Here is a 25,259-nt window from a genome sequence, read left to right on the forward strand (position 1 = left end):
CTCAACTGCTGTGCCGGGCCAGCCAGTCCGTGTGCTGCGGGGAGACGTAGCGCTCGGTCTCGTAGACCGAGGACGGCCACTGGGACTCGGTGATGGTGGTCTGCATCACGACCATCATCGCGGACAGGTCCTGCTCGATCAGGGTGTGCGCCTCGATCAGCGGGTGGTGGCGCCGCACCTCGTTCCAGGCGATCCCGGCCGCCGCCGCGGCGCTCAGCAGCCCGGTCAGCTTCGGCCCCGGACCCGATCCGAACGCCCCGATCAGCGCGAACAGCAGCGCCAGACACGTCAGCAGCACGATCGACCACGACCACAGGGCCGTCGCCCGCCGGGACACCTCCGTCTTGCGCTGGTACCAGTTGCGCTGCTCGATCAGCCGGTCGCGGACGTAGGTCTCCCTGCGGACCTGGTAGCCCAGCCCGCGCAGCCGGTGCATCGCGCCGGTGATCTCCCCGCCCTCCGGCACCAGCCCGGCCGTCCGAGGATCCTCCCAGCCCATCTTCCGCAGCTCGTCGAGACCCGCCTCGAGCCGGGTGCGGTACGTGGCCTCGGGCCCGGCGACGTCGCTGCCGAAGGGCGCTCCGTGGACGGCGTACCGCCAGGCCAGCGACTTGATGAACTCGGCGGCGCTGCGGTTGAGCTGCCACTGCGGGCGGGCCCGGCGCCGGGTCGCCCGTACGCCCACGGCCAGCACCCCCGCGTAGGACAAGGCGCTCAGCAGCCCGAAGAGGTACAGCGACCCGAGCCGCGGCCCGTCGGACAGGGCGGCCGCCACGGCCGCCGCGACGAGCAGCACCAGCTGGGCGCGGGTGGCCTGGGTCGACTCCCGCTGACGGGATATCGCCGCCTGGTCGGTGTGGTGGAAGAGGGCCGGCAGATCCTCGTTGCGAAAGGTCATGCTGTCACTCACAGCGAACCCCCCAGTCTGATATCGGTTCGGGGACGGCCCCCGCCGGGAGCCGCCCCCTCGGAATCACACCGCCAGCGGCTCCAGGTCTCGGTGGACCCGCCGCTCGTCACGCGCGTACCGGGTCAGGCCGTGGTCCTCCCCGAGCAGCCGGGTCAGCTCGGCCACCGCCTCGGCCCGCACCCGGTTCGCCTCTTCCTTGCGGCCCATCATGTCCAGGCTGACCGCCATGTTGGAGGAGCTCGCCAGGGTCTCCGGGTGGTGGACGCCCAGCGCCTCGCGCAGCCGCATCACCGAGATCCGCTCCAGCTCCAGGGCGCCCTCCGGATCGCCCAGGTCGGCCCGGGCGTTGGCCAGGTTGAGGTTGGCGAAGATGGTGTGCGGGTGGTTGTCCCCCAGCACCACGCGCATGTGCTGGATGGCCTGGCGGAGCATCGGCTCCGCCGTGTCCGCCGCCCCCGTGCCCCAGTGGAACACCGCGAGGTTGTTGACCGCGGCCAGGGTGTACGGGTGCCGCTCGCCCGGCACCTTCATGAACTCCTCCACCACGTCCTGGGCCAGGCTCCGCGCCGCGCCCGGGTCCCCGGTGGCGAACAGATCCGAGGCCAGGTTGAGTTCGCAGGCGAGCAGGTCGGGGTTGACCGAGGTGTACTTGGCCCGGTAGCGGTTGCGGGTCGCGGTCGTCAGCCGCAGCGCGTCGTCCACGTCACCCGCCCTGCGCAGCGACACCGCCAGGTTCTTCGCCGCCGACAGGGTGCCCGGGAAGGCCCGGCCCAGCGTCCGCTTGTAGATGTCGTACGTCCGGCTCAGCAGCTGCACCGAGTCGTCGTAGCGGCCGACCTCGCGCAGGTCGCGGGCCAGGTTCTGGGCCGAGGACAGGGTGTACGGGTGGTCCGCGCCCAGCACCTCGGTGCGGCGGTCGAAGACCTCCTGGTCGATCTCCCTGGCGCGCGCGTACTGGCCGACCATGCGCAGGTTCAGCGCCAGGTTGTTCGCGGCGGCCAGGGTGCGGGGGTGCGCCTCGTGGAATATCTGGCTGAAGCCCTCGTGCGCGGCCGTCGCCAGTTCCATCGCCTCGCCGTACTGGCCGAGCGCGCCCAGGTCCATCGCCAGACCGCTGGTGGTCATGTACGTGTGCGGGTGCGAGGGGCCGAGCACGCTCCGCTGCCGTTCCAGCGTGTCCTCGCCCAGCTCCTTCGCCTCCACGAACCGGCCCTGCGAGCGCAGGATGTTGGAGAGGTGGAAGCGCAGGTACAGGTACTGGAGGTCGTCGCCGCCCAGGGTCTCGCGCCAGGTCTCGCGCAGCTCCTCGCCCAGCGCGTAGGCCGCCTTGAAGTCGCCGCGCTTCCAGAGGTAGCGCACGCGGTCGATCAGCAGCCGGCGGGTCTCCGGCTCCTTGCAGAAGCGGGCCTCCGAGGGGGTCAGGTGCGGCCAGATGGTGTTGAACCGAGGCCAGGTCTCGGGGTTGTCTATCGGCTCGTCGTCGTCGGGCCGGGCACCCGCCAGGATCTGGTGCACCGCGTGCCGGGCCTCGCGCTGCTCCTCCTCGGTCAGCTGCGCCCGGATCACGGCCTGGACCAGGCGGTGGACCTGGATGCTGTTGCCGACCTGGTCGACCTTGGCCATGGCGAACCGGCCGATCTCCCGGATCACCCGGCCCAGCATCAGCTTCTCCTGGAGCGAGGAGTCGTACGGCTTCAGCGCGTTGATCATCGCCTTGCTGTACAGCAGGTTCGCCGATATCGGCTCCGGCGCGAAGAAGGCGCACAACTGCAGCAGCCGGACGGCGGCGGGAGAGCGCGACTGGAGCCGTTCGATGGACACGTTCCAGGTGGCGGCCACCGGCTCCGGATAGCCGGGGGGCTGGTTCAGCCCCAGCACGCGGGCGGCCTGCTCCGCCAGCTGCTCCAGGTACGCGGACACCGGCGTCGCGGTCTCCGCGATCCACGCGCCCGCCTGCTCGACGGCCAGCGGCAGGTCGCCGACCGCGACGGCCACCTGCTCGGCGTCGTCCTTGCTGAGCCCCGGGGCCCGGCGCTGGAGGTGCTCGATGGACTCCTCGCGCAGGAACACGTCCACCGGGAGGGCGTCCCCGTACTGGGACCAGGACTGGTTGCGGGAGGTGACCAGCACGTGCCCCGGACCGCCCGGCGGGAAGAACCGCTTGAGCGTCTCGGGGTCGTCGGCGTTGTCGAAGACCAGCAGCCAGCGCGAGGTGGGCACGCCGCGCCGCAGCAGGTCGATGGCCTCCTGGGAGGCGGCCGACATGTCCTCGCCGGTCTGCGCGCCCAGGCGTACGGCCAGTTCCGCGAGGGCCGCGACCACGTCGTCGGTCTGCTCCGCGGAGATCCACCACACCAGGTCGTAGTCGGCCATGAAGCGGTGCACGTACTCGAGCGCCACCTGGGTCTTGCCCACGCCGCCGAGCCCGAAGAGGGTCTGCGGCTGGGGCAGCACCACGGCCATGCCGCCGCCGAGCTGGTCGCGCATCCGCTCCAGCACGATGGAGCGGCCGGTGAAACCGGGGTTGCGGGGCGGCGCGTTCCAGATCTTCGGAACGGTCCCGGGGAAGCGGGGACCGGGCGCGGAGGCGCTGGCCACGCTGTCGGGCAGGGCCATCGGCCGCTCCACTGCCCGCAGCAGCGCGTTGGTCGCGTGGACCTCGTCGAGCCGGAAGAGGTCGACGGGGTTGCGGTCGATGTAGGGCGTGGCGAGCCGTACGTCGCCCACCCGCAGCGGCACCAGCTGGCGCCGGCCCCCGGTCGGGTCCTCGGAGGCGGCCCGGTTCCACACGTCCACGGCGCGCGCGGACTTGAGGTAGGCGCTGGAGAGCAGCACCACGGTCCGGGCCGCCGTGTCGACGCTGATGCCCGCCCCGCCGATGGTGTCCCCGGACGAGGAGGAGGCTCCCGGGACCCGTTCCGCGGAGACGTCCTTGGGCACGACCCGGAAGCCGGCCCGGGTGAGCACCGACTCGATCCAGTCGGCCCACATCCGGTTCTCGGCGACGTAGGAGAGGAAGAGGTCGGCGGGCAGGGCCGGGCGGCGGCGGGTGAAGGCGTCCCGGATCCGCATCCGGACCTCTTCGGCGATGGCCGGCATGGAGACGATCTCGCCCTCGGTGACCACGGCGGTGAGCCGTTCGAAGGCGGAGAGCAGGGAGTTGGTGAGCCCGGCCTCGTCCCCGAAGGTCGCCAGCGTCTCCTCGTAGGCGTAGTAGGGGCGGTACGGGATCTCCACCGCGCCCCAGTAGGAGGTGAGTTCGTCCCCGATCAGGCCGTTGGGGAAGCGGTCGAACTTGATCCGGGCCAGCGCGCGGCCGGCGTCGGCCTTCTCCTTCTCGCCCTCGTCGATGCGCATCGGGACCGGGTAGATCTTGATGCCGCGGTCGTTGAACCGCTCGTCGATCTGCCGGGCCACGGAGGCGGCGCCGTCGATGGACTGGTCGGAGAGGGTGAAGCAGTCGACCAGGACGTCGGGGAGGTGCACGGTGCAGATGTCGGCTATGTCGGAGAGGCCGGTGCGGCTGTCGATCAGGACGTAGTCGTAGTTGCGTTTCATGTCGGCCCGTAAGGCGTCGAAGAAGAGGCCGCCGCCGAGCCGGTCGTAGAAGTTGTCCCAGTCGAAGGTGGAGACGGTCGCCGAGTACTCGCGGTTCTGCCGGCCCGCCGAGACGAAGTCGAGCGTGCCGCCGTCGGGGAACTCCCAGCCGAGGGTCTCCGGGGTGAGCGAGACGGCGTGCGGCTGGATCCGCGCGTAGTCCTTGTGCCAGTCGTCGGGGCGCTGCACCGGGCTGGTGGCCGCCCACGCGTACTCGCTGATCAGGTCGATCACCCCGGTGGTGGCACCGAGGGTGGAGGGGTCCAGGAAGGGGTGGAAGAAGCGGTGCAGGCCGGGAGCCTCCAGGTCCCAGTCCACGGCGAGGACCCGCTTGCCGTTGGCGGCGAGGATCCAGGCGGTGTTGGCCAGCGCCATCGTGCGGCCCGTGCCGCCCTTGTACGAGTAGAAGGTGACGATGCGCCCCTCGCGCTGTCCGTCACGGCTGTTCCGGCTGTCACGACTCGCTGTCATCCGCGTCCCCCCGGTCGTTGTCGTCGTTGTCGTCGGGCCCCGAGGCCGCTCCGCTCACACCGGCGGTGCCTGCCGTGTCGGCCGCGCCTGCCGTGGCGCCCCCGCCGCCCGCGTTCGGCGGGAAGGGGGCGCGCGGGGTGGGCGGCGGCCCGTTCATCCCCATCGGCCCGAGCAGCCGGGGCCGTTCGGCGCCCCCGGTGGGACTGCCGGCGGGCGGATAGACCTGTGCGTGCCTGAGGAACTGCTGGGCCGCCGCCTCCACCACCTGCGGCAGGATCTGGCCGAGCGTCTCCATGTTGGCGACGCCGTTGGCGGCGGCCCGGCAGGCGGCCCGGCCCTGGCTCATCTTGACGGGCATCGTCTCTTCGAGCCGGTGGGCCAACTCGGTCTCCTTCGCGCGGCTCTGGTGGTCGTAGCGGTTCCACGGCACGACCACGTTGATCCACGGACGGGACTCCTGGTCGAAGGCGGCGAGGCGCTGCCGGCGCTGCTCGTCCTCCACCGCCCACCGGTCGACGATCAGGATCTCGGGCCGGGTCGGCGGCTGCTTGGAGTCGAAGTGTCCGGCCTCGTCGTCGAACGACCCCACGCTCGTCTGGTAGTTGAGGTTCCTGACCAGGTCCTCGGCCACGTAGGCGATGGGCCGCTGGGACACCGGGTGGTACGGGTTCCACTCCAGTGCTCTGTCCCCGTAGTACTCGGGGCTGCGGCCCTCCGGCAGATCGTGCCGGGAGGCGGCGGCCACGGTGATGTGCAGGGTGCGTGCGGTGCTGCTCGGGGAGCCGAAGGCGCTCGGCACCAGCCGGTAGTCCAGCGGGCGGATCGGATCGAGCCGGACGGTCTCGGCGACGCGGACGATCCGCTTGGCGAGCTCGTACACGGCGCTCTCGTACTGCTCGGCGTAACCGCGCAGTTTGATCAGGCCGTACAGCCCGTCGGTGACGTACCGCTCCCCGAAGGTGTTGTGGTTGAACTGCAACCGCTCGGCTGGGAGCGGTAGTTGGGTAGGAGGAACCGGCACCCATAAGGCGGGCACGATGGCCTCGGCCGGCTGGTTGCTGAGCGCCTCGTGCTGGATGGCGCGCTGCGCGAAGGCGAACCACTCCTTTCCGCACATCTCGCTGGCGAAGTAGCGCGGTGAGAACAGGGGGACGAAGACCCGGCAGGTGGCGAGTGCCGTCCCGAGCCGTTCCGACCAGCCCTCACCGCTGCGTATCTCCCGGTCCATGAAGCCGGCTTCGGCTCCCGCGGGCAGATTCGTCAGCGCCATGACGTGGCTGCAGAGGTCGCGGAAGAGCCGCTCCACCCACATGTCCGGATCGGGTCCTCCGGCCCCGAACCTCGGTGTATGCGCATAACTGAGAAAAAAATAGGGCTGCACTGATGCGGGCACACGACCCCCGTCCCGAAGATGCGAGCGAAGAAACATCATTCCGGAGCTGCTTCGCCACATCCCCTCATCGTTCAGTCAATCAGCGTCTGTTTTCGGTCATCCATTCAAGCGCGTGATCGACGGCATCCGGAAGGGAGAAGAGCATGGCCGGCGCTCTTCCCACATCCCCCCTGTGTACCCGGTCTTCCGGGAACGACCTGCCGATCTCGGCGAAATCGCTGTCATCCAGCGCGATGTCCTCGTACGCGGTCCACCCTTCCCCCTCGGGCTCCCCCTCGTGTCGACCGGGACGCCCCCCGGCAAGCCCCGGAAGGTTCACCTTCACCACACACTCGTACATGCGCAAGGGGGGCTTCGGAATTCGATACTCCGCGAGATGGAAGGCAGTGCAGACGGAAAATCCCACATTGATCATGAGTACCTTCCATCCCTCCCCGCACATCTTTCCCAGGGGTGATTCCTCGCCCAAATGGCTGGTCAGAGGGTGCCCCGCGCACAGTTCCCGGGAACCCTCGCCGACCGCGGCGAAAGAGGTCTGCGGATGCCCGCTGCGGACCGCTCCCGGCGCGGTGCGCACGGCCTCGGCGAGGACGCCCATGCCGTGGCTCGCAGTCCGCTCCGGGTCGAAGGCGGGCATCCGCTCGCGGAAAGCCCGCACCTCCTCCTCGGAGAGGCCCGCGATCCGCTCCAGGTGCGCACTGGAGGTCTTCGAGTTCTCCGGGGTGAAGGCGGGCACCGCCAGGGTGCCGCGCGGGCCGAGGAGGCCGAGCAGGGCGTCGCGCAGGGCCTCGGCGCGCAGCCCGGTGCCGCCGAGGGCGGCATGCGTCATGAGGCGCATGCCGGGGCGGACGCCGAGCCGGTGCAGCTGGGCGCCGGGCCCTGGGAGCGGGCTCACGCGTCGACCGCCTTGAGTTCCCAGCGCAGTTGCTCCACGAGCCGGATGCCGGTGCTCGTCAGCTCGGCCGCCCCCGACAGCCGGTCCAGCGCCCGGTTGATCCGGTCGGTCCCGTCGGGCTCGGCGCTCGCCGTCGCCCGGCGGTACGCCTCCACGGCCACCCGCTCGTGTACGTCGGCCAGCAGCCGGGACACCGGCACCGGACGCTCCCGCCACGGCGAGGGGTGCTGCCACTCCCCGTCCAGCGCGTACAGGTCGGCCACCTCGGTCAGCGCCTGCAGGCGGGCCCGCCGCCAGCCGGTCAGCAGTGCGAGCGCGGTCTCCGCGACCCCCGCCGCGTACGGCACGCCGAGTGCGCCGGGCCCGTGCCGCCCGGCCTCGCCCCAGCCGCCGGCCCGGGGGCCGCCCGCGAGCGGGGTCAGCGTGGTCAGTCCGGCGGCGGCCTCACGCGCGGAGTCCGGCACCGAGGCGTGCAGCAGGGCCCAGGCTCCATCGAGGCGCTCCCGCCACTCCTCGGCCTCCCCTGCGCCCAGCCGCAGCCGGGGCGGGCGGGCGAAGCAGTTGCGGTGGGGGTCGAGGTCCTCCAGGGCCACCGGGGCCGCGTCCTGCCCGGGCGACCAGGTCCGTACGGGCTGCCAGCGGGCGTCCCCCGCGGCGGGCCCGAAGCGGTGCTCGGGCCGGCCCCCCTCCCGTACGGCGTACCCCTCCTCGGTGGCGTACAGCGCGGCCCGTCCGTCGGTGCCCGGCTCGCCCAGGCGCAGCAGCCCGAGCGTCGGCAGGTACACCTCGCCGTCCCGGTAGGCGACCTCGGCGGGCAGGTCGAGCCCGCCGCGCAGGACGGCGGCGGCGGCCAGGGCGCTCAGCCGGCGAGCCGCCTCCGGCCCGTCGCCGCGGCCCTCGCGCCCGGCGTCGAGGCAGGCCATCACCCAGGTCCGGGTGAAGGGGTGGGCCAGTACGGCGTCCAGCGCGTCCGTGCCCGGGCCCCCGGACCGCTCCACCGAGCCCAGAACCCCCCACGATCGGTCCCAGTCGGGATCACCCGTCCGGCCGTCGTTCAACAGGGCGAGCAGGTCCCGGGTCAGCTGCTCCTGGGAGGCGGCGAGCGCGGCCGGGTCGGACAGCTCGGGCGCGCTCGCGCGGACGCTCGTACGGCCCGCCACGCCGTCGACGAGTTCGCGCAGGTCGGTGCAGTAGACCGAGGGGTGGTCGAAGTTCCCGCCGCCGGCCGGATCGCCCGGGTCGGCCTTGTAGCGGTGCGTGTAGAGCCCGCCGCCGCACGAACGTACGACGGGGCACCGGCGGCACGTATCGCTGACACCCGCGAGACCCAGCTGCCGGGCGCGGACGCCGGGGTGGGCCGTGACCAGGTCGAAGGCGTGGTCGCGGACGTTGAACCCGGTGGCCGCGGCGCCCTCGAAGGCGCTCTTCAGGGAGTCGACTTGCTCCAGGGTCCCGTCGGTCTCCACCACGACGAGGTCGGTGGGCGCGAGTCCCAGGGACTCGGTGAGGCTGGGCCCGCCGCCCAGGGTCGAGAACAGCGAGTCGAAGAGCCGTACGGGGACCGGCCGCTCGCGGCGCTCCCAGTGGTCGAATACCCGCAGCAGCCAGCGCGCGTAGGTGTCGGGGGCGTCGTCGGGCCGGACCGGGGGCGTCTGCCAGGTGGCGTGGGGGAGGAGGAAGTCCACGCGCGGCGGGGCCAGTTCCACGAGGGCGTCGAGCACGGCGACCGGGTCGTTGGCGATGTCGACGGTGCAGAGCAGGCCCTGGTAGAGGTGGCGGTAGGGCTCGGTGCGCAGGAGGTCCACGGCGGCAAGGACCAGGGGGTGGCTGGTGCGTCCGTCGGCGAAGCGGCGGTGGCGGTCGTTGGCCGCGCGGTCTCCGTCGAGGGAAACGCTGACCTTGACGCCGTATTCGGCGAAGAGGTCGAGATAACGGGTACTGAGCTGGAGCCCGTTGGTGTGAATGCGCAGGTCGAGGGCGGCGACGCCGTCGAGCGCGCGGGTGAATTCCTCGCAGACCAGCCTGAGTCGGCTGGTCCCCGCCAGCAGCGGTTCCCCTCCATGCAGGATCACTGTGACGGAGGGGAGTGCGTGTGCGCGCGCATGTTCGGCGAGCCGCGACGCGGTGTGGGAAATGACCTCGGGGGAGATCACTTTCGGCCGGGCTCGCCAGCTCTGATCTGCGTGTTCATAGACATAGCAATGATCACAAGCAAGATCGCATCTGCTGTGAACTTTCAGGACGATCTCGCGAAAAGCGATCAGGCCGGTCATTCCACCAGTCTAGAGCGCGTACTTCCGTGTCAGAGTGCAGAGTTGAAGATCGGCGCTTGCACCTGCCGACCGGATTCCGTGGGAAGGACGCGGCCCAGGGTCGCGGCCGCGCGCGAACCGCGGACGTCGATCCGGTCGAGCGGGACGCGACGGACCTTGACGGAGCCGGTCGGGGGGGTTGCGGAGGTGTTCATGACGCCGTCCTCGGGGAGGTCATGGGGAATGGGCAGGGTTGACATCGACGAGAAGTCGGTGCCTGGCGCGGACTTTACCTGCCTGCGGGCCCTTCGGCGTGCTAAACGCCCGCGGGTGAGCGATAACCTGAGCCGGCTTCCACCCGTGTGTGACGCCTGGTCAAGCGCCTCTGGAAAGTCTGACCGAATGGGACGCGTTCCGGTATTCGGCCGTTTGCCTGACGTCAAGATCCTTTTCTTTTTTCGGCGGCGCGCCCGCACCCGGGTGCGGGTCGCCTCCTACGCCGGCTGCTGTTCGCTGACGGGCGGCACGGGCAGGTCCCTGAGCAGCCACGTCAGTACGTCGGGCAGCGCGCGCAGCGCCGCGAAGTGCGCGGCGGCCGGGTCGATGGTGGTGGTGGCGCCGGGGATCCGGCGGGCCAGCCAGCGGGAGTGGCCCACGGGCGAGAACACGTCGAGCTCCCCGTGCCAGATCAGCACCGGGCAGCGGATGTCGGCCGGGTCGAACCCCCAGGGGGTCGAGAAGGCGATGATGTCGTCGATCCAGCCGTAGGCGGAGGTGCGGACCCCCTCGCGGTAGTTGCGCAGCAGCATCCCCCGCAGGCCCGCGTCCGCGACGATCATGCGGTCGCTGGCGGTGAGCTCGCGGCGCAGTTCGTCCAGGAGCCGTCCGGGGTCCGCGGCGATGCCGGCGGCGCGCGGGATCAGGCGGGCCGCGAGCTCCTCGGGGTCCCGGCCGGCCGTCGAGTACTCCAGCACGTTCGACTCGGCCATGCCCTCGAACCAGTCGAGGTCGGCCGCGTCCCGGGGGGCGAGGGGGACCAGGGCCGCCGTCCGGGTGACCCGGTCGGGGAGCAGGGCCGCGCAGGCCAGCGCGCCGGGGCCGCCGCCGGAGCGGCCGGCCACGGCGAAGGTGTCCAGGCCCAGGGCGTCGGCGATGGCGGCCACGTCCCCGGCCACGTCGGCGACGGTGCGGCCCGGGTGGCGGTCGGAGCCGCCGTAGCCGGGCCGGTCGTAGGCGATGAGCTGCATCCGGCGCTGGTAGAGGACCATCCCGCGGGGCGCCGGGCCCAGCCGGCTGCCGGGCATGCCATGGAGCAGGAACACGGGTTTGCCGTACGGATCGCCCCAGCGCTCCACCGTCAGACTCCGTCCGTCCGCGACGCGCACCTGACTGCGCACGCGCACCCCCCTTATGGTCGCCGCGACTCGTCACGGTGATTGTGCTCGCTGGGGGAGGAGTGCGGTAGGGCGCACTTCGCGCGAAATTCTTGTGAAAGTTTTCACAAGTGCGCAGAGGTCTTAGGTCCTGGAGTGTTTATGCAGGTCAGATATGCGATCGGGAAGGTGTGAGCGGGTGTGAACGGTCCTTCGGCCTGCCGGAAAAGGGCTTTCTCGGCGCGGCGGCTTCCGCTTTCGGGTGTCGAATTGAGTCGTCAGGAAAGCGGTTCGGGTTGAGTCGAAATGAAGGAGTTCCCGCCATGCAGGCCAACGAGATGGTGGATGGACTGGTCCGGGGGGGCGCTCACGGCGCTCGACCGGTTCTCGTCGTTCAGCCAGGAGCAGGTCGACCACATCGTCAAGAAGGCCTCGCTGGCGGCGCTGGGTCGGCACGGCGAGCTCGCCCGGCTGGCCGTCGAGGAGACCGGCCGCGGCCTCTTCGAGGACAAGGCCGTCAAGAACCTCTTCGCCTGCGAGCACGTCGTGAACTCGATGCGCGGCCTCAAGACCGCCGGCGTCATCCGCCGCGACGAGCTGAACGGCATCACGGAGATCGCCGAGCCGGTCGGTGTGGTCTGCGCGATGACCCCGGTCACCAACCCGACGTCCACCACCATCTTCAAGGCGCTGATCGCCCTGAAGACCCGCAATCCGATCATCTTCGCCTTCCACCCCTCCGCGCAGAACTGCTCCGCCGAGGCCGCCCGCATCGTCCGCGACGCCGCCGTCGCCGCCGGCGCGCCCGAGAACTGCGTCCAGTGGGTGACCGCCCCCTCCATGGAGGCCACCGGCGCCCTCATGAACCACCCGGGCGTCTCCACCATCCTCGCGACCGGCGGGAACGCCATGGTCAAGGCCGCCTACTCGTGCGGCAAGCCGGCCCTGGGCGTCGGCGCGGGCAATGTCCCGGCGTACGTCCACAAGAGCGCCAAGCTCGGCCGCGCGATCCACGACATCGTGCTCTCCAAGGCCTTCGACAACGGCATGATCTGTACCTCCGAGCAGGCCGTCATCCTCGACGCGGAGATCTACGAGAAGGGCCTCGCCGAGTTCGAGCGGCTCGGCGCCCACGTGGTCTCCGCCGCCGAGAAGGCCAAGCTGGAGCAGTTCGTCTTCGGCACCACCGCCTACGCGGCCGACGCCTCCGGCGCCAAGCTGAACCCGGCGGTCGTCGGCAAGTCCCCGCAGTGGATAGCCGAGCAGGCCGGCTTCACCGTCCCCGCCGACGCCTCGATCCTCCTCGCGGAGTGCCACGAGGTCGGCGAGAACGAGCCGCTGACCCGCGAGAAGCTCTCCCCGGTACTGGCCGCCCTGAAGGCCTCGGACACCGAGCACGGCCTCGAACTGTCCGCCGCGATGGTGGAGTTCCACGGCCTGGGCCACAGCGCCGCCATCCACGCCGAGGACGAGGAGCTCGTCGAGGAATTCGGCAAGAGGGTCAAGGCGATCCGCGTCATCGCCAACTCGCCCTCCACCTTCGGCGGCATCGGCGACGTCTACAACGCCTTCCTCCCCTCGCTCACCCTCGGCTGCGGCTCGTACGGCCACAACTCGGTGTCGAACAACGTCACCGCGGTCAACCTGGTCAACGTCAAGCGGATCGGACGGCGCAACACCAACATGCAGTGGTTCAAGGTCCCGCCGAAGATCTACTTCGAGCGCAACTCCATCCGCTACCTCGGGGAGATGGACGGCATCAGCCGCGTCTCGATCGTCACCGACAAGACGATGGTCGCCATCGGCTTCGTGCAGAAGGTCACCGACATCCTGCAGGCCCGCGAGGGCGCCGTGGCGATCCAGGTCATCGACAACGTCGAGCCCAACCCGGAGCTCGCCACGGTCCAGGCCGGCGCCGCGATGATGCGGGACTTCAAGCCCGACACGATCATCGGCCTCGGCGGCGGCTCCCCGATGGACGCCGCGAAGATCATGTGGCTGATGTACGAGCGCCCCGAGGTGGAGTTCGGGGACACCAAGGAGAAGTTCTTCGACGTCCGCAAGCGCGCCTACAAGTTCCCCTCGCTCGGCGAGAAGGCCAAGATGGTCGCCATCCCGACCACCTCGGGCACCGGCTCCGAGGTCACCCCCTTCGCCGTCATCTCCGACCCGGCCGCGGCCCAGAAGTACCCGCTCGCCGACTACGCGCTGACCCCGGACGTCGCCATCGTCGACCCCGTGCTGCCGATGGGCCTCCCGCCCAAGGTGACCGCCGACTCCGGCTTCGACGCCCTGACGCACGCCACCGAGGCCTACGTCTCCGCGTACGCGAACGACTACACCGACGGTCTGTGCCTCCAGGCCGTCAAGCTCATCTTCGAGAACCTGCAGCGCTGCGTGGTCGACGGCCCGAACGACCCCGAGGCCCGCGAGAAGATGCACAACGCCTCGACGGTGGCGGGCATGGCCTTCGCCAACGCCTTCCTGGGCATGGTGCACGCCATGGCGCACACCCTCGGCAACACCTTCCACGTCGCCCACGGCCGCACCAACGCGCTGCTCCTGCCGCATGTGATCCGCCACAACGGCACGGTCACGCACAAGGCCACCCCGTGGCCGAAGGCCGAGGTCTACCGGGCGCCGGAGCGCTTCCAGGAGATCGCGAAGATGCTGGGCCTGCCGGCCGCCACCCCGGCCGAGGGCGTCGAGTCCTACGCCGCGGCCGTCGAGGACCTCCGCGCCAAGTGCGGGATCACCGCCTCCTTCGCCGAGGAGGGCGTGGACGAGCGCGCCTTCATCGAGGCCCTGCCGACCCAGGCCATGAACGCCTACGCCGACCAGTGCGCGCCCGCCAACCCGCGGATGCCGATGATCGACGACCTGAAGCAGCTGATGCTCCAGGCGTACTACGGGAACGCCGAGGGAGCCCCGGCAAAGAAGGCCGCGAAGAGGAAGTAGCACCCGGAGGCCGCCCGCGACGCCGCGATCGTCCGAGACCGTCCGCGATCTTCCGGGATCGTCCGCGATCGTCCGACACCGTCCGCCAAGGACAGGAAAGGCCCGCCCGGGGCGCCAAGGCCCGGGCGGTCCCTTCGTGTGTCCGGGAAGTGGGCGGCTCAGGTGTGCGGGACCAGCAGGGCCGCCGCCGAGCGGGCGCGCTCCATCGACGCGGCCCGGTCGGCGCCGCGCTGGCCCAGCACCACGCGGGTGCTCAGCCCGTCCAGCAGGGCGAGCAGCTCCGAGGCGCGGGCCGGGACGTCCAGGCCGGCGGCGAAGCGGCCCTGCTCCACGCCCTTGGCGAGCAGCGCCTCCAGGTCCCGCTGCCAGCCGTCGTCGATCTCCTGCTGGGCGGCGCGCAGCGGCTCGTTCGAGGCGGTACGGGCCCACAGCTCGATCCAGAGCGTCCAGCGCGGGTCGCGGGGTCCGCGCGGCAGGTACAGGTCCAGGAAGAGCGCGAGCTTGCGGTGGGCGGTGACCCGGCGGGCCAGCAGCGCGGCCCGCTCCTCGGTCAGCTGCCGCTCGCTCCAGCGCAGGGCCGCCAGCAGCAGCCGGTCCTTGCTGCCGAAGTAGTACAGGATGTGGCCGCCGCTGGTGCCGAGCCGTTCGGCGAGCGCGGACATGGTGAGCGTCGCCAGCCCGTCCTCGGCGATCGCCGTCATGGCTTCTTCCAGCATCCGCTCCTGGGCGATCCGCCCGTCGCGCCGGCGTGCCGCTCCCGCTGCTCCCGCCACCCGTACCGCCTTCCCGATCTTCGTGGGCCGACCTTATCCCGGACCGGGTCTTGACGGGCCTCGATTCGCGACGCATCTTGAATGCCATTCAAGAACTTAGAACGCCATTCAATCTCGGCGTCGCGGTTCACCGGGTCGAAGGTCAGGGGCAGACGCATGACGCAGCAGGAGACGACGGCCGACGTCGACGAGGTCTTCAGGGTCGAGACGCACGGCATCGACCCCATCCCCGACGCCGAGCGGCACGGCGGCGCCAAGGACCTCTTCTGGCTCTGGTTCGGCTCCAACCTCACCTTCACCTACGTGATCAACGGCGCCCTCGCCGTCGCCTTCGGGCTCTCCTTCTGGCAGGCCACCGCCGTGGTCGTGATCAGCGGGCTGTCCTTCTTCGCGGTCAGCGCCGCCGGCCTCAGCGGCATCCGCACCGGCACCGCCACCCTGGTCATCTCCCGGGCGGCCTTCGGCGTACGCGGCAACTGGCCGGCGGGCGTCCTCAACTGGGTGGTGAGCATCGGCTACACCATCGTCAACACCGTCGTCGGCACCCTGGCGTTGGAGGTCTTCTTCGCCGAAGTCGGCCTGGGCGAAGGCGCTTCGATGCGAGCCCTCGCACTGGGCGTCACCCTCGCGCTCACCTTCGCCGTCGCCATGTGGGGCCACGCCACCGTGCAGTTCGCGGAGCGCTGGATGGCCTACGTGCTCGCCGTCGGCTTCGGCGCACTCCTGGTCTTCGTCCTGCCCGGCGCCGAGACCACCGCCCCGGCCGACGCCGTGGTCCCGGGGCTGTCCGGCTGGAGCCTGGCCTTCGTCGTGATGCTCGCGGGGCCGTTCTCGTACCTGCCGATGCCCTCGGACTACACCCGCTACCTGCCCCGCACCACCTCGCTGAAGTCGATCACCTGGACGGGCGCGCTGGGCGGCTTCGTCTCCTCCGTCGCCCTCGGGATCGCGGGCGTCGCCGCCGCCACCCAGACCGACATGACCGATGCCGTCGCCGGGGCCGAGAGCCTGCTGCCGGGCTGGTTCAAGCCGCTGTTCCTCGCCCTCGTCCTGGGCGGATCCGTCACGAACTCGATCATCACCCTCTACTCCTCCAGCCTGAACCTCCAGGTCCTCGGCATCCCGTGGAGCCGGGCCCGGGCCATCGTGATCAGCGCCGCCGTGACCGGCGCCGGCTCGCTCGCCGCACTCTTCCTCACCGACTTCACCACCTCGCTGCTCTCCTTCCTCTCCCTCCTGATCATCGTGTTCGCCCCCTGGGGCGGCGTGTTCCTCGCCGACATGCTGATGCGCCGCTGCCGCTACGACTCCGACGCGCTGCACGCCGGGAGCGCGGGCGCCTACTGGTACCGCGCCGGCTACCACCCGGCCGGCATGGCCGCGCTGCTCGCCGGCATGGCCTTCGCCGCCCTGACCTGCGATTCCGAGCTGTGGACCGGGCCGCTGGTGGCCCCGCTCGGCGGCGCGGACCTCACCCTGGCCGGCTCGGTCGTCTCCGGGCTCACGTACTGGGCGCTGGCCCGGCGGGTGCCCGCGTTCGTCCCGGCCGCCTGAGGCCGCCCGCACGGCTCCCGGCCGTCGGCCCCCGCACGGGGCTCCCGGCCGCCCGAGCCCTCCCACCCCGCACGGCTCGCCCGTACCCCTCTGCACAGGAGCACCACCGCATGTCACACCCCACCCCCGCCGACCTGCTGCTCACCGGAGCCCGCGTCCACACCGTCGACCCGGACCTGCCCGAGGCCGAAGCCCTCGCCGTGTGCGACGGGCGGATCGTCTGGGTCGGCCCGGACGCGGAGGCCGAGGCCTGGGCGGGGCCCCGTACCGAGCGGATCGACGCGGGCGGCCGGCTGGTGCTGCCCGGCTTCATCGACGCCCACAACCACGTCCGGCTCGGCTCCGACGACGCGTGCGTCCAGCTCGCCGGGGTGCGGACGCTGGAGGCGATCCTCGACCGGATCGGCGAGTGGCGCGAGGCCAACCCCGACGCCGAATGGATCGAGGCCGAGGCCTTCGACTACTCCGCGATCCCCGGCGGGCGCATGCCCACCGCCGCGGACCTGGACCCGGTCACCGGGGACACCCCGGCGATCGTGCTCTCGTACGACGTGCACACGGCCTGGCTGAACACGGCGGCGATGCGCCGGCTCAAAGTCGCCAAGGACCGTACCGACCTGCCCTTCGGCACGGCGGCCGTCGACCCGGAGACCGGCGAACCCACCGGATTCGTCAAGGACTTCGCGATCAAGGGCCTCTCCCGCGACGGCCACCGCGCCCTGCGCGACCTGGGCGTGCCGTGGGCCTCGCCGGAGCGGCAGTACGGCCGTCTCGCCAAGAGCCTCGACGACGCGATCGGCTTCGGCATCACCACGGTCGTGGAACCCCAGAACTCCCTGGACGACCTGGAACTGTACGAGCGGGCGCGCGCCGAGGGCCGGCTGCGCTCGCGGATCGTGGCCGCCCTGTTCCACCCGCGCGGCACCACCGACGAGGACCTCGACCTCTTCGAGGCGGCGGCCCGCATGTACCCGGGGGACCGGCTGCGGGTGGGCCCGCTCAAGCTGTACATCGACGACGTGGTGGAGCCGCGCACGGCCGCGCTGCTGGAGCCGTACACCGGCTGCGGCTCGCACCGCGGCGAGACCTTCTACCCGGCGGAGGAGTTCGCGGAGCTCCTCACCGCGCTGGACGCGCGCGGCTTCCAGTGCTTCGTGCACGCCACGGGCGACCGGGGCATCCGCACCGTCCTCGACGCCGTCGAGCACGCGCGGACGGTCAACGGACCGCGCGACGCCCGCCACCAGGTCGTGCACGTGGAATGCCTGGACCCCGAGGACGTACCGCGCTTCGCGCAGCTCGGGGTGGTGGCCTGCATGCAGCCCCGGCACTGCGCGCCGGAGATCGCCGGCCCGGGCCAGGACTGGGCGGAGAACGTGGGCGAGGAGCGCTGGCACAAGGCGTGGCCGATGCGGAGCCTCTCCGAGGCCGGGGCGGTGCTGGCGTTCTCCAGCGACTGGAACGTCGCCGAGATGGACCCGATGATCGGCATCTACACGGCGCTGACCCGGCGCCCCCTCGGCGGCGGCGAGCCGTGGCAGCCCGCGGAGACCGTGGACGCGGCGACGGCGGTGTACGGCTACACGATGGGCTCGGCGTACGCCAACTTCCTGGACGCGGACCGGGGTTCCCTGACGGTGGGCAAGGCGGCGGACTTCGTGGTCCTGTCCCGGGACATCCTCGCCGTGGCCCCGGAGCGGATCCCGGGCACGGTCGCCGAAACCGTGGTGGTGGCGGGCGAAGTGGTCCACCGGGCGGGCTGAGCCGGGGCTGTGCCTAGCGCTGCGGCCAGTACCAGAGGGGCTCGTCGAGCGGGCCCTCGCGGCCCGCGACCTCGCTCTGGCCGAAGTCCTTGACCAGGGTGATCGTCCGCAGGTCCACCCGGTGCCGGCGGGTGCCCTCCGCCAGGGCGTCGGCCAGCGGGGTGGCATGCGTGACCACCACCGTCTGGGTGTCCCGGCCCACGGTCAGGATCAGGTCGGAGAGGGGGCCCAGCAGATCCGGGTGGAGGCTGGTCTCCGGCTCGTTGAGCACCATCAGGGCGGGCGGTCGCGGAGTCAGCAGGGCCGCCACCCACAGCAGGTAGCGCAGTGTCCCGTCGGAGAGTTCCGCGGCACCCAGCGGGCGCAGCAGCCCGTGCTGGTGGAGCTCCGGCTCGAAGCGGCCGTCCCGCTCGGCGATCGCGACGCGGCTGCCCGGGAAGGCCGCTTCGACGGCCTCGTCCAGCGCCGCGTGGTCGCCGATCTCCCGGATCGTCTGGAGCACGGCGGGCAGGTCCGAGCCGTCGGCGGCGAGCACGGGCGTACGGGTGCCGATGCGCGGGCTGCGGGCCGGCGCGTCGGCGTCGGTACGGACGTGGTCGTAGAACCGCCAGGAGCGGATCAGCTCGCGCAGGTGCAGGAGGTCGGGGGCCAGCTGCGGGTCCGCGAGCTCGCTGAGCATGGAGTCGTACGGGCGCAGGGCCCCCTGCGTACGGTGCCAGCCGCCGTCGGCCGTCCTCGTCCGCACGGCGGGGCCCGCGCGGTCCGAGAGCAGCGCGGCGGGGCGCAGGACCGGCCCGGCCCAGGTGCACTCGCGCTTGATCTCGGGGTTCGTTCTCGACCGCCAGGGTCGTGATCACGCGGTCGTGGTCATGTCGGCCCGATCATGTGGCGGTCATGTCTCCGGGTGCTCCTCGGGAGGGAGGTCACCTGCGTGCTGGTGGAGGACGGGATGGTTCACCGAACGCCTTCCTCCTCGGGCAGCACGTCACCGTCCGGGCTCTCGGGGAGCCCGCTGCCGACCGCCGCTCCCGCCTTGCCCCGGCGGAAGACCGCGCAGGCCATGGTGACCGCCGAGCCCAGGACCGCCCATCCGGCCAGGACCAGCATCGGCCCGGCCGCGTCGTTGCCCTTGAAGTACGCGATCGAGCGCGCGGCGTAGGTGCCCGCACCCGGCGGCAGGGCCGGACCGATGGCCTTCCAGAACGGCGGCAGCAGCGGGTACGGGTAGGCACCGCCCGCGCTCGGATTGCCGAAGACGACCACCAGCAGGATCGCGAGGCCGATGCCGACGACGCCCGCGAGGCCCTGGAAGGCCAGGGTGATCGCACCGACCGCGAAGACGACGAGGGTTCCGAGCCCCCACAGGGCCATGATGCTGCCGGGGAGCGCGCCCAGGACCGGACCGGCGATCACCGTGCCGAGCAGTCCGGCGGCCACGGCGTATACGAACAGCGCCCCGAGCCGGATGACGGCGCGGTGGATGTTCGCGGGCCGGGCTCCGGCGCTGATCGCGAGGATCGCGGCGCACAGGTAGCCGCCCACGCACCAGCCGACGACCAGGTAGAAGGAGCTCAGGCCGCGCGCGTCGCCCGCGTCCGTCGGCGCCACGTCCACCACCAGGACGCTCCGGCCCTGGGCCTTCTCCGCGAGGCCGACGATCTCGTCGAGGGCCTGTGACAGGGAGGCCCCGCCGCCGCTCGCGACCAGCAGCCTGTCCGTCTTGCCGGCCGGGTCGATGACCAGCGCGCCGTCCACGTCCCGGTTGTGGATCTGCCGGAGCGCGGTCGCCTCGTCCTTGACCGCGCGCGCGTCGAGCGGCTTGCCGGGCAGCTGCGAGAGCTGCTGCGCGGAGCGCTCGGCGACCGGCTCGGCGGGCGCGGCCACGGCGAAGGGGATCTCGCTGGGCTTCGGGTGGTGGAAGGCCCCGACGTACGAGGTGATGAAGGCGAGCTGGAGTGCGAGCACGCCCAGGACCAGCAAGGCGGCCCGGGTGGTCACGGCGTCCTTGATCTCGGCGAGGAACCCGCCGGACTGCCCTGAGTCCGCGGTTGTGGGCTGGTTCATGTCTCACACGCTCGGCGTACCGGCGGCGCCGCGCAGCAGGGGTGGGCCGAATGGATGACGCCTGCCCGCCGGCCCTCGCCGGACGGGTCTTCACCGAACCCGCCTCATCTTTTACCGACGCGTAACTTCCCTGTCCTGCTACTCGCCCGTAATTTAGCGGCTGCAGCACCCCTTGTGATCCGGATCACGGGATGAACCCCCACGTAATTCCCGCGCCATCCCCTCGTTACTCCCCTTGACCCGCAAGGAGATCACACGATGCTGCCCTGGAGACGCCTGCTCCGCCCGCTGGCCGTCCTCACCCTGACCACCGCCGCTCTCGTCGCCCCCACCGGCGGAGCCCAGGCCGCCTCGGCGCCGAGCAGCGGCTGGAACAACTGGTCCTGCAAACCGTCCGCCGCCCACCCCCGGCCCGTCGTCCTCGTCCACGGAACCTTCGGGAACTCCGTGGACAACTGGCTGGGCTTCGCCCCGTACCTCGTCCACCGGGGCTACTGCGTCTACTCCCTCGACTACGGGCAGCTGCCCGGAGTGCCGTTCTTCAACGGGCTCGGCCCCATCGACAAGTCGGCCGGCCAGCTCGACGCCTTCGTGGACAAGGTGCTCGCCTCCACCGGGGCGGCCGAGACCGACATCGTCGGCCACTCCCAGGGCGGCATGATGCCGCGCTACTACCTGAAGTTCCTCGGCGGCGCCGCCAAGGTCAACGCCCTGGTCGGGCTCGCCCCCGACAACCACGGGACCACCCTCTCCGGGCTGACCCGGCTCCTCCCGTACTTCCCCGGTGCCGAGGACCTGATCAGCTCCGCCACCCCGGGACTCGCCGACCAGATCGCCGGATCTACCTTCCAGAACACGCTGAACGCCGGCGGGGACACCGTCCCCGGTGTCAAGTACACGGTGATCGCCACCAGGTACGACGAGGTGGTCACCCCCTACCGGAGCCAGTTCCTCGACGGACCGGACGTCCGCAACGTGCTGCTCCAGGACCTGTGCGTGCTGGACCTGTCGGAGCACGTGGCCATCGGGCTCACCGACCGGATCGCCTGGCACGAGGCGGTCAACGCCCTCGACCCGGCCCACGCGGAACGGACCACCTGCGCGTCGGTCTTCGCCTGACGGCGCCGGCGGGCCCGGCCGGACGGTTCCCCGCCCGGCCGGGCCCTGCGTCCGATTCCCGCCCGGCCGCTGGTCAGCGGCCGTGGCGGCCCGGCGTCACCCGGCGGCGGGCCAGCCCGAACAGCACGGCCGCGCCGACGGCCAGTACGCCGGCCCCGCCGATCGCGATCGCCGGGGTGGCGCTGCTGGAGCCGGTCTCCGCGAGGTCGGTCCCGCTCTGCGAGGGGATCGGGGACGCGGCGGCCCGGCCGTTCGTCTTCGCGTCGTTGTCCCCGTGCCCGTTGTGCTCCACGGTGGACTTGGCGGTGCCGTCGGCGATCTGTTCTTCGGTGGGGGCCGAGGGCCGCACCACGGGCTGCTCGGCGGGGCGCTCCGCCGGCTGCGCCGAAGCAGCGGAACTCGGCTTCGCACTGGGCTTGGCGCCCGTACCGCCGGTGGCGGTGCCGGCGCCCGCACCGCTTGTGCCGTTGTCCTTGCCGAAGACCACGTCCGAGCAGGTGTAGAAGGCCTCCGGGCTGTCCGAGCGCTGCCAGATGCTGTAGATCAGGTGCCGGCCGGTCTTGTTCGGGACGGTGCCGGAGAAGACGTAGTCGCCGTTCTGCATGCCCGGGTCGGAGACCTTCGCGAAGGGCGCCGGCTCCAGGTCGGACCACTTCAGCGGCTTCGTCGCGTCGTAGCCGTCCTTCGTCACGTACAGCTCGAAGGAGCCCTTGTGCGGGGCGGTCCCCTTGTAGCGGAAGGTGTGCGCGCCCGAGGTCATCGGGCTCGCCGGCCAGTCGCCGCGCGCCAGGTCCAGCCCCTGGTACTTGTCGTTGCCGGCGGAGCACAGCTGGCCGTTCGGGATCAACGCCCGGTGGTTCCCCGCCGCGTTGGCGATGTTCACCGCGTTCCAGTCGTAGAACGCCTGCGTCCCGCTCGCCGCGACCGCCGCCTTGCAGGCCGCCGACTTCGGGGACTCCGGGCCCTCCGCGTAGCACGCCGCCACCCGGCTGACCGGGTCCGTCATCGAACCGTGGGCGGCCGCCGGCGCGGCGGCGTACGCGGCCACCGCGAGCGGGGCCAGACCGGCGGCGGTGATACGGGCGGCGGTACGTCGTGCGGACATGGCGGATCTCCTCTGGTGCACGGCACGGGGCAGCGCGAGTCGTGGGTGCGCCGGTGGGCCGAGGCTGGGCGGCGCCGCCCCTTACGGGTCGCGGCGCCGCCTCGGGCCCTCCCTGGCCCAGCCAAACTAACCGCCCGCAGCCGCCGTTCCACCGGCTCGGGGTCCCAGGAGCCGATCCTTAGGGTCCACTTAAGGCAGGGGTAAGAAGGGCCTCAGGAAGCGGCGCCGCGGAGCCCTCGCAGCCGGCGGGCCCTCACGCGGTTGTCCATTTCCGCAGCAGGGCTTCGCGCTCGGATGGTTTCGGTGAGCCGCCGAGGTGGTCCCGGCTCCACGCCGTGAGGATCCGGGGGTCCGACGTCCCCTCCCGGCAGCGCGCCAGGAGGCGCTGGGACAGGGCGATCTCCTGGGAGGTGTAACCACCGGTCGCGGCAGGTACCCGTACCTCCTCCGCACCGTCCTGCGTCTCGAGGACCAAGAACATCTGCGGCGGTTCCTCGCCGCCGTAGCTCGATCCCAGCGTGACCACCGCTTCGAGCACCGCCGCCAGGAAGCGGCCTGCGCCCCTTGCGGCGCCCTCCACGGGCACGGCCTCCACGACCGCGGAGCGCAGGCTCGACCACGGCCACTCCCGGACGCCGTCCGGGCCCCGCGCCCCGATCCCTTCGGAGGTCAGGCGGACGCAGTGCCCCTCCGCGTTCGGAGGGGAACCCACGTACACCGAGTCCTCGGTGATCCAGAACAGTCCGACCATGGCCACGGCTGACTCCTGTCGTGCGTGCGTGCGTGCTCGTTCGTCCCGAGCTGCTTGGAATCGTTCTCCCGCGCCCTGCGGCGCCTGATCCCAGTAAGCCGACCCCTGCCGGGCGGCGCACCTCCCCGGATTTCGGGGCTTGACAGTCCGCGGTGGCGGTCCCAGGACCGGCCGCCGCGCCCGCGCGAGCGCGGCGGTTCGACCTCTCGGATCCGGCTCAGGCGTGCAGTGCGGCCAGTCCGGCGGCCGACCTGGCCTGCGCCTCCAGGGCGTCCAGAGCCCGTACGGCCTCGGCGGCCGCCCCGGGGTCGGTGGCGGCGAGCCCGCTCTCGGCGAACTCGTCCTCGTCGAGGCGCAGCACGGAGGCGCCGTCGGCCGACACCCACAGGTCGAGGTCCAGGTCCTCGATCAGGATCGTGCCGTCCCCGACCACCGCCGGGCGCGTGACGTCGCAGTACCAGCCCTTGAGCACGCCCTCGCCGGTCCGCACCTCCTTGACCGCGTACCAGCGGTCGCGCCAGAAGTGCTCGGTGAACACGTCGCCCGGCTCGAAGCGCACGAACCCGAAGTCCCGTGTGCTCTTCGCCGCCCAGGGCGCCCGTACGGTGATCCGGGTGCCGGTGTCGGCGACCAGCTCCGCCGGGTAGCTGATCTTGGTGCGGCCCGCCTTGGTGAGCGTGACGGTGAGGGCGGAGGCGGAGTCGGAGTCGGGGGTGGGGGTCGGTCGGTCGGTCAACGCGGGTTCTCTCCTTGGGCCAGTCGCTTGGTGAAACGGGTCTCGGTCGCGCAGATCTCATAGCCGAACCGGGTGTTGACGGCCAGCATCGGGCCGTTGCCGGTGTCGTTCCCGGTGAAGGCCTGCGTGTAGCCGGCCGCGCGGGCCCGGAGCAGCGAGTCGGTCTTGGCGAGTGTGGCCAGCCCCCGGCCGCGGAAGTCGCGCACGGTCCCGGTCATGGCGGAGGAGTAGCGGGTGGCTCCGTCGCAGTGGGCGGCGGTGAAGGCGGCCACCTCGCCGTCCACCAGCACGACGGTGGTCAGTTCCAGGTCGAGGTAGGGGTGGTTCCAGGTGTGCCGCAGCCAGTCCTCGTAGTCGTCGAACTCCGTGGGCACGTCGCCCGGTTCGTCGAGGCTCGCCGCGGCGTCGGCCTCGAAGAGCGGGCGCGGGTCGGCGGCGAAGGCCGAGCCGGGGCGCAGCTCGACGCCGGCCGGCAGGACGGCGGGGAGCGCGGGCAGCGCGGCCGAGGCGAGGTCGAGGCGCAGGAAGTGCGCGGAGCGGGAGGCGCGGTAGCCGTGCCGCTCGGCGAAGGCGCGGTGGGGCGGCTCGTCCAGGACCCAGGCGTACGAGTCCTTCGCGTCCTCGGCCGTGAGGTGCTCCTCGGCCGCGCGCAGCAGGGCGCTGCCGGCGCCGAGCCCGCGCCGCGCGGGGTCGACGTAGGCGTTGACGAATCCCTGGCCGGGCTCGGTGCTGTCGTAGGCGATGCCGACCTGCGCGGTGCCCACCACCTGCCCGTCACCGGCTTCGGCGACGAGGATGCGGTAGCGCTTGGCGGGGTGTGCGGAGGCGAGCTCGAAGGCCACTCCGCGAGCGGTGCCGATCATGAAGGGCAGCGCCGCGCGGCGCACGCGCACGACGGACTCGGCGTCGTGCGGGTCGTTCGGGCGCAGGTCCCGGATCGTTGTGATCATGGCCTTGACGGTACGACGCGCCGAGGTGTGCGCGCCCGCGAATTTCGGGCCCCCGTCCAGGCCGGCCGCGGGTCGCGTCCGGGCCGCGTCCCGGCGCGTCCGGGCCGTTTCCGGGCCGGACCCGGGGTCGGCGCCCCGGTCCGATGGGGGACAATCGGCCGCGTGACATCGACTTCCACGCACCTGAAGATCCGCATCGACGCCGCTCCCGGCGCGGCCGCCCCGTACGAGCAGCTGCGCGCCCAGATCGCGGAGGGCGCGCGTTCGGGACGGCTGCCGGCCGGCTTCAAACTGCCCACCGTGCGCGGCCTCGCGGAGGAGCTGGGCCTGGCGGCGAACACGGTCGCCAAGGCCTACCGGGCGCTGGAGGGGGACGGCGTGATCGAGACACGGGGCCGGGCCGGCAGCTTCGTCGCGGCGGCCGGCGACGTGTCCTTCCGGGAAGCGGCCGCCGCGGCGCAGGCTTACGCGGAGCGGGCGCGGCGGCTGGGCCTGACCTTCGAGGAGGCGACCGCGGCGGCGCTGGACGCGCTGCGCGCCCGGTACGCCGACTGACACTCGGCCGACTGACACCCGGCCGACTGGCACTCGCCCG

19 protein-coding genes are annotated in these 25,259 nt (G+C 71.9%); 5 read left to right on the forward strand and 14 right to left on the reverse strand.

Going from position 1 to position 25,259, the window contains the following annotated elements; translation table 11 throughout:
* Position 1: 1 nt before the first annotated feature.
* From J7F03_RS08260 to J7F03_RS08290, 7 genes are all read right to left on the reverse strand, one after another.
* Entirely contained in the window at positions 2–898 is an 897-nt protein-coding gene (locus tag J7F03_RS08260) for a DUF4231 domain-containing protein (protein WP_214948000.1), read from the reverse strand.
* A gap of 75 nt (positions 899–973) precedes the next feature.
* Positions 974–4,978: an FxSxx-COOH system tetratricopeptide repeat protein gene (fxsT, locus tag J7F03_RS08265; protein ID WP_214948001.1), complete on the reverse strand. Its 4,005-nt coding sequence runs from the start codon at positions 4,976–4,978 to the stop codon at positions 974–976.
* On the reverse strand, positions 4,962–6,407 hold the full coding sequence (locus J7F03_RS08270) for a TIR-like protein FxsC (RefSeq protein ID WP_214948318.1): 1,446 nt from the start codon (positions 6,405–6,407) through the stop codon (positions 4,962–4,964). The genes fxsT and J7F03_RS08270 overlap by 17 nt, the downstream gene beginning before the upstream one ends.
* Positions 6,408–6,450: 43 nt before the next feature.
* Positions 6,451–7,200 (reverse strand): AAC(3) family N-acetyltransferase, encoded by a 750-nt coding sequence (locus tag J7F03_RS08275; RefSeq protein ID WP_308379232.1) that lies wholly within the window; start codon positions 7,198–7,200, stop codon positions 6,451–6,453.
* Between the two features lie 62 nt (positions 7,201–7,262).
* Complete coding sequence (gene fxsB, locus J7F03_RS08280; RefSeq protein WP_214948003.1) at positions 7,263–9,539, reverse strand: radical SAM/SPASM protein FxsB, inactivated metallohydrolase extension form; 2,277 nt, start codon at positions 9,537–9,539, stop codon at positions 7,263–7,265.
* 29 nt (positions 9,540–9,568) lie between these two features.
* On the reverse strand, positions 9,569–9,733 hold the full coding sequence (gene fxsA, locus J7F03_RS08285; RefSeq protein WP_214948004.1) for an FxSxx-COOH cyclophane-containing RiPP peptide: 165 nt from the start codon (positions 9,731–9,733) through the stop codon (positions 9,569–9,571).
* Positions 9,734–10,012: 279 nt separating this feature from the next.
* A complete protein-coding gene (locus tag J7F03_RS08290; RefSeq protein WP_214948005.1) occupies positions 10,013–10,915 on the reverse strand; it encodes an alpha/beta fold hydrolase in 903 nt (300 codons plus the stop codon).
* 321 nt (positions 10,916–11,236) lie between these two features.
* On the opposite strand from J7F03_RS08290, the gene adhE reads away from it, so the two are divergent.
* A complete protein-coding gene (gene adhE, locus J7F03_RS08295) occupies positions 11,237–13,849 on the forward strand; it encodes a bifunctional acetaldehyde-CoA/alcohol dehydrogenase (RefSeq protein WP_308379233.1) in 2,613 nt (870 codons plus the stop codon).
* Between the two features lie 158 nt (positions 13,850–14,007).
* On the opposite strand, the gene J7F03_RS08300 is transcribed toward adhE, so the two are convergent.
* Positions 14,008–14,565 (reverse strand): TetR/AcrR family transcriptional regulator, encoded by a 558-nt coding sequence (locus J7F03_RS08300; protein WP_214948319.1) that lies wholly within the window; start codon positions 14,563–14,565, stop codon positions 14,008–14,010.
* A 213-nt stretch (positions 14,566–14,778) separates the two neighbouring features.
* Between J7F03_RS08300 and J7F03_RS08305 the strand changes: the two genes are divergently transcribed.
* Positions 14,779–16,176, forward strand: a complete 1,398-nt coding sequence (locus tag J7F03_RS08305; protein WP_214948007.1) for a cytosine permease — start codon at positions 14,779–14,781, stop codon at positions 16,174–16,176.
* A 110-nt stretch (positions 16,177–16,286) separates the two neighbouring features.
* The gene (locus tag J7F03_RS08310; protein WP_214948008.1) at positions 16,287–17,939 is read left to right on the forward strand and encodes an amidohydrolase; all 1,653 of its coding nucleotides are present in this window, start codon (positions 16,287–16,289) and stop codon (positions 17,937–17,939) included.
* A 13-nt stretch (positions 17,940–17,952) separates the two neighbouring features.
* Here the strand turns inward: J7F03_RS08310 and J7F03_RS08315 are convergent, their stop codons facing one another.
* Positions 17,953–18,684, reverse strand: a complete 732-nt coding sequence (locus J7F03_RS08315) for an AAA family ATPase (RefSeq protein WP_308379235.1) — start codon at positions 18,682–18,684, stop codon at positions 17,953–17,955.
* Between the two features lie 209 nt (positions 18,685–18,893).
* Positions 18,894–20,003, reverse strand: a complete 1,110-nt coding sequence (locus tag J7F03_RS08320; RefSeq protein ID WP_214948009.1) for a DUF3533 domain-containing protein — start codon at positions 20,001–20,003, stop codon at positions 18,894–18,896.
* A 258-nt stretch (positions 20,004–20,261) separates the two neighbouring features.
* Here J7F03_RS08320 and J7F03_RS08325 point away from each other — a divergent pair, with 258 nt between their 5' ends.
* Positions 20,262–21,122 (forward strand): triacylglycerol lipase, encoded by an 861-nt coding sequence (locus tag J7F03_RS08325; protein ID WP_214948010.1) that lies wholly within the window; start codon positions 20,262–20,264, stop codon positions 21,120–21,122.
* 73 nt (positions 21,123–21,195) lie between these two features.
* On the opposite strand, the gene J7F03_RS08330 is transcribed toward J7F03_RS08325, so the two are convergent.
* The 4 genes from J7F03_RS08330 to J7F03_RS08345 all read right to left on the reverse strand — a co-directional run bounded on the left by J7F03_RS08330 (position 21,196) and on the right by J7F03_RS08345 (position 24,664).
* A complete protein-coding gene (locus J7F03_RS08330; RefSeq protein WP_214948011.1) occupies positions 21,196–22,227 on the reverse strand; it encodes a lytic polysaccharide monooxygenase in 1,032 nt (343 codons plus the stop codon).
* 253 nt (positions 22,228–22,480) lie between these two features.
* On the reverse strand, positions 22,481–22,984 hold the full coding sequence (locus J7F03_RS08335) for a hypothetical protein (protein ID WP_214948012.1): 504 nt from the start codon (positions 22,982–22,984) through the stop codon (positions 22,481–22,483).
* Positions 22,985–23,195: 211 nt separating this feature from the next.
* Positions 23,196–23,714, reverse strand: coding sequence for a DUF402 domain-containing protein (locus tag J7F03_RS08340; RefSeq protein WP_214948013.1), 519 nt, complete (start codon positions 23,712–23,714; stop codon positions 23,196–23,198).
* A complete protein-coding gene (locus J7F03_RS08345) occupies positions 23,711–24,664 on the reverse strand; it encodes a GNAT family N-acetyltransferase (protein WP_214948014.1) in 954 nt (317 codons plus the stop codon). The genes J7F03_RS08340 and J7F03_RS08345 overlap by 4 nt, the downstream gene beginning before the upstream one ends.
* A 162-nt stretch (positions 24,665–24,826) precedes the next feature.
* Here J7F03_RS08345 and J7F03_RS08350 point away from each other — a divergent pair, with 162 nt between their 5' ends.
* Positions 24,827–25,219: a GntR family transcriptional regulator gene (locus tag J7F03_RS08350; RefSeq protein WP_308379236.1), complete on the forward strand. Its 393-nt coding sequence runs from the start codon at positions 24,827–24,829 to the stop codon at positions 25,217–25,219.
* Positions 25,220–25,259 lie beyond the last annotated feature (40 nt).

The sequence above is a fragment of the Streptomyces sp. ISL-43 genome, assembly GCF_018614195.1.
Classification (GTDB): Bacteria; Actinomycetota; Actinomycetes; order Streptomycetales; family Streptomycetaceae; genus Streptomyces.

Coding starts and splice junctions, on each gene's coding strand:
- fxsA (WP_214948004.1), bottom strand. CDS start 9,733: ATGAACACCTCCGCAACCCCCCCGACCGGCTCCGTCAAGGTCCGTCGC.
- J7F03_RS08330 (WP_214948011.1), bottom strand. CDS start 22,227: ATGTCCGCACGACGTACCGCCGCCCGTATCACCGCCGCCGGTCTGGCC.
- fxsT (WP_214948001.1), bottom strand. CDS start 4,978: ATGACAGCGAGTCGTGACAGCCGGAACAGCCGTGACGGACAGCGCGAG.
- J7F03_RS08325 (WP_214948010.1), top strand. CDS start 20,262: ATGCTGCCCTGGAGACGCCTGCTCCGCCCGCTGGCCGTCCTCACCCTG.
- J7F03_RS08260 (WP_214948000.1), bottom strand. CDS start 898: ATGACCTTTCGCAACGAGGATCTGCCGGCCCTCTTCCACCACACCGAC.
- J7F03_RS08310 (WP_214948008.1), top strand. CDS start 16,287: ATGTCACACCCCACCCCCGCCGACCTGCTGCTCACCGGAGCCCGCGTC.
- J7F03_RS08305 (WP_214948007.1), top strand. CDS start 14,779: ATGACGCAGCAGGAGACGACGGCCGACGTCGACGAGGTCTTCAGGGTC.
- J7F03_RS08345 (WP_214948014.1), bottom strand. CDS start 24,664: ATGATCACAACGATCCGGGACCTGCGCCCGAACGACCCGCACGACGCC.
- J7F03_RS08270 (WP_214948318.1), bottom strand. CDS start 6,407: ATGTTTCTTCGCTCGCATCTTCGGGACGGGGGTCGTGTGCCCGCATCA.
- fxsB (WP_214948003.1), bottom strand. CDS start 9,539: ATGACCGGCCTGATCGCTTTTCGCGAGATCGTCCTGAAAGTTCACAGC.
- adhE (WP_308379233.1), top strand. CDS start 11,237: ATGGACTGGTCCGGGGGGGCGCTCACGGCGCTCGACCGGTTCTCGTCG.
- J7F03_RS08275 (WP_308379232.1), bottom strand. CDS start 7,200: ATGACGCATGCCGCCCTCGGCGGCACCGGGCTGCGCGCCGAGGCCCTG.
- J7F03_RS08300 (WP_214948319.1), bottom strand. CDS start 14,565: ATGCTGGAAGAAGCCATGACGGCGATCGCCGAGGACGGGCTGGCGACG.
- J7F03_RS08320 (WP_214948009.1), bottom strand. CDS start 20,003: ATGAACCAGCCCACAACCGCGGACTCAGGGCAGTCCGGCGGGTTCCTC.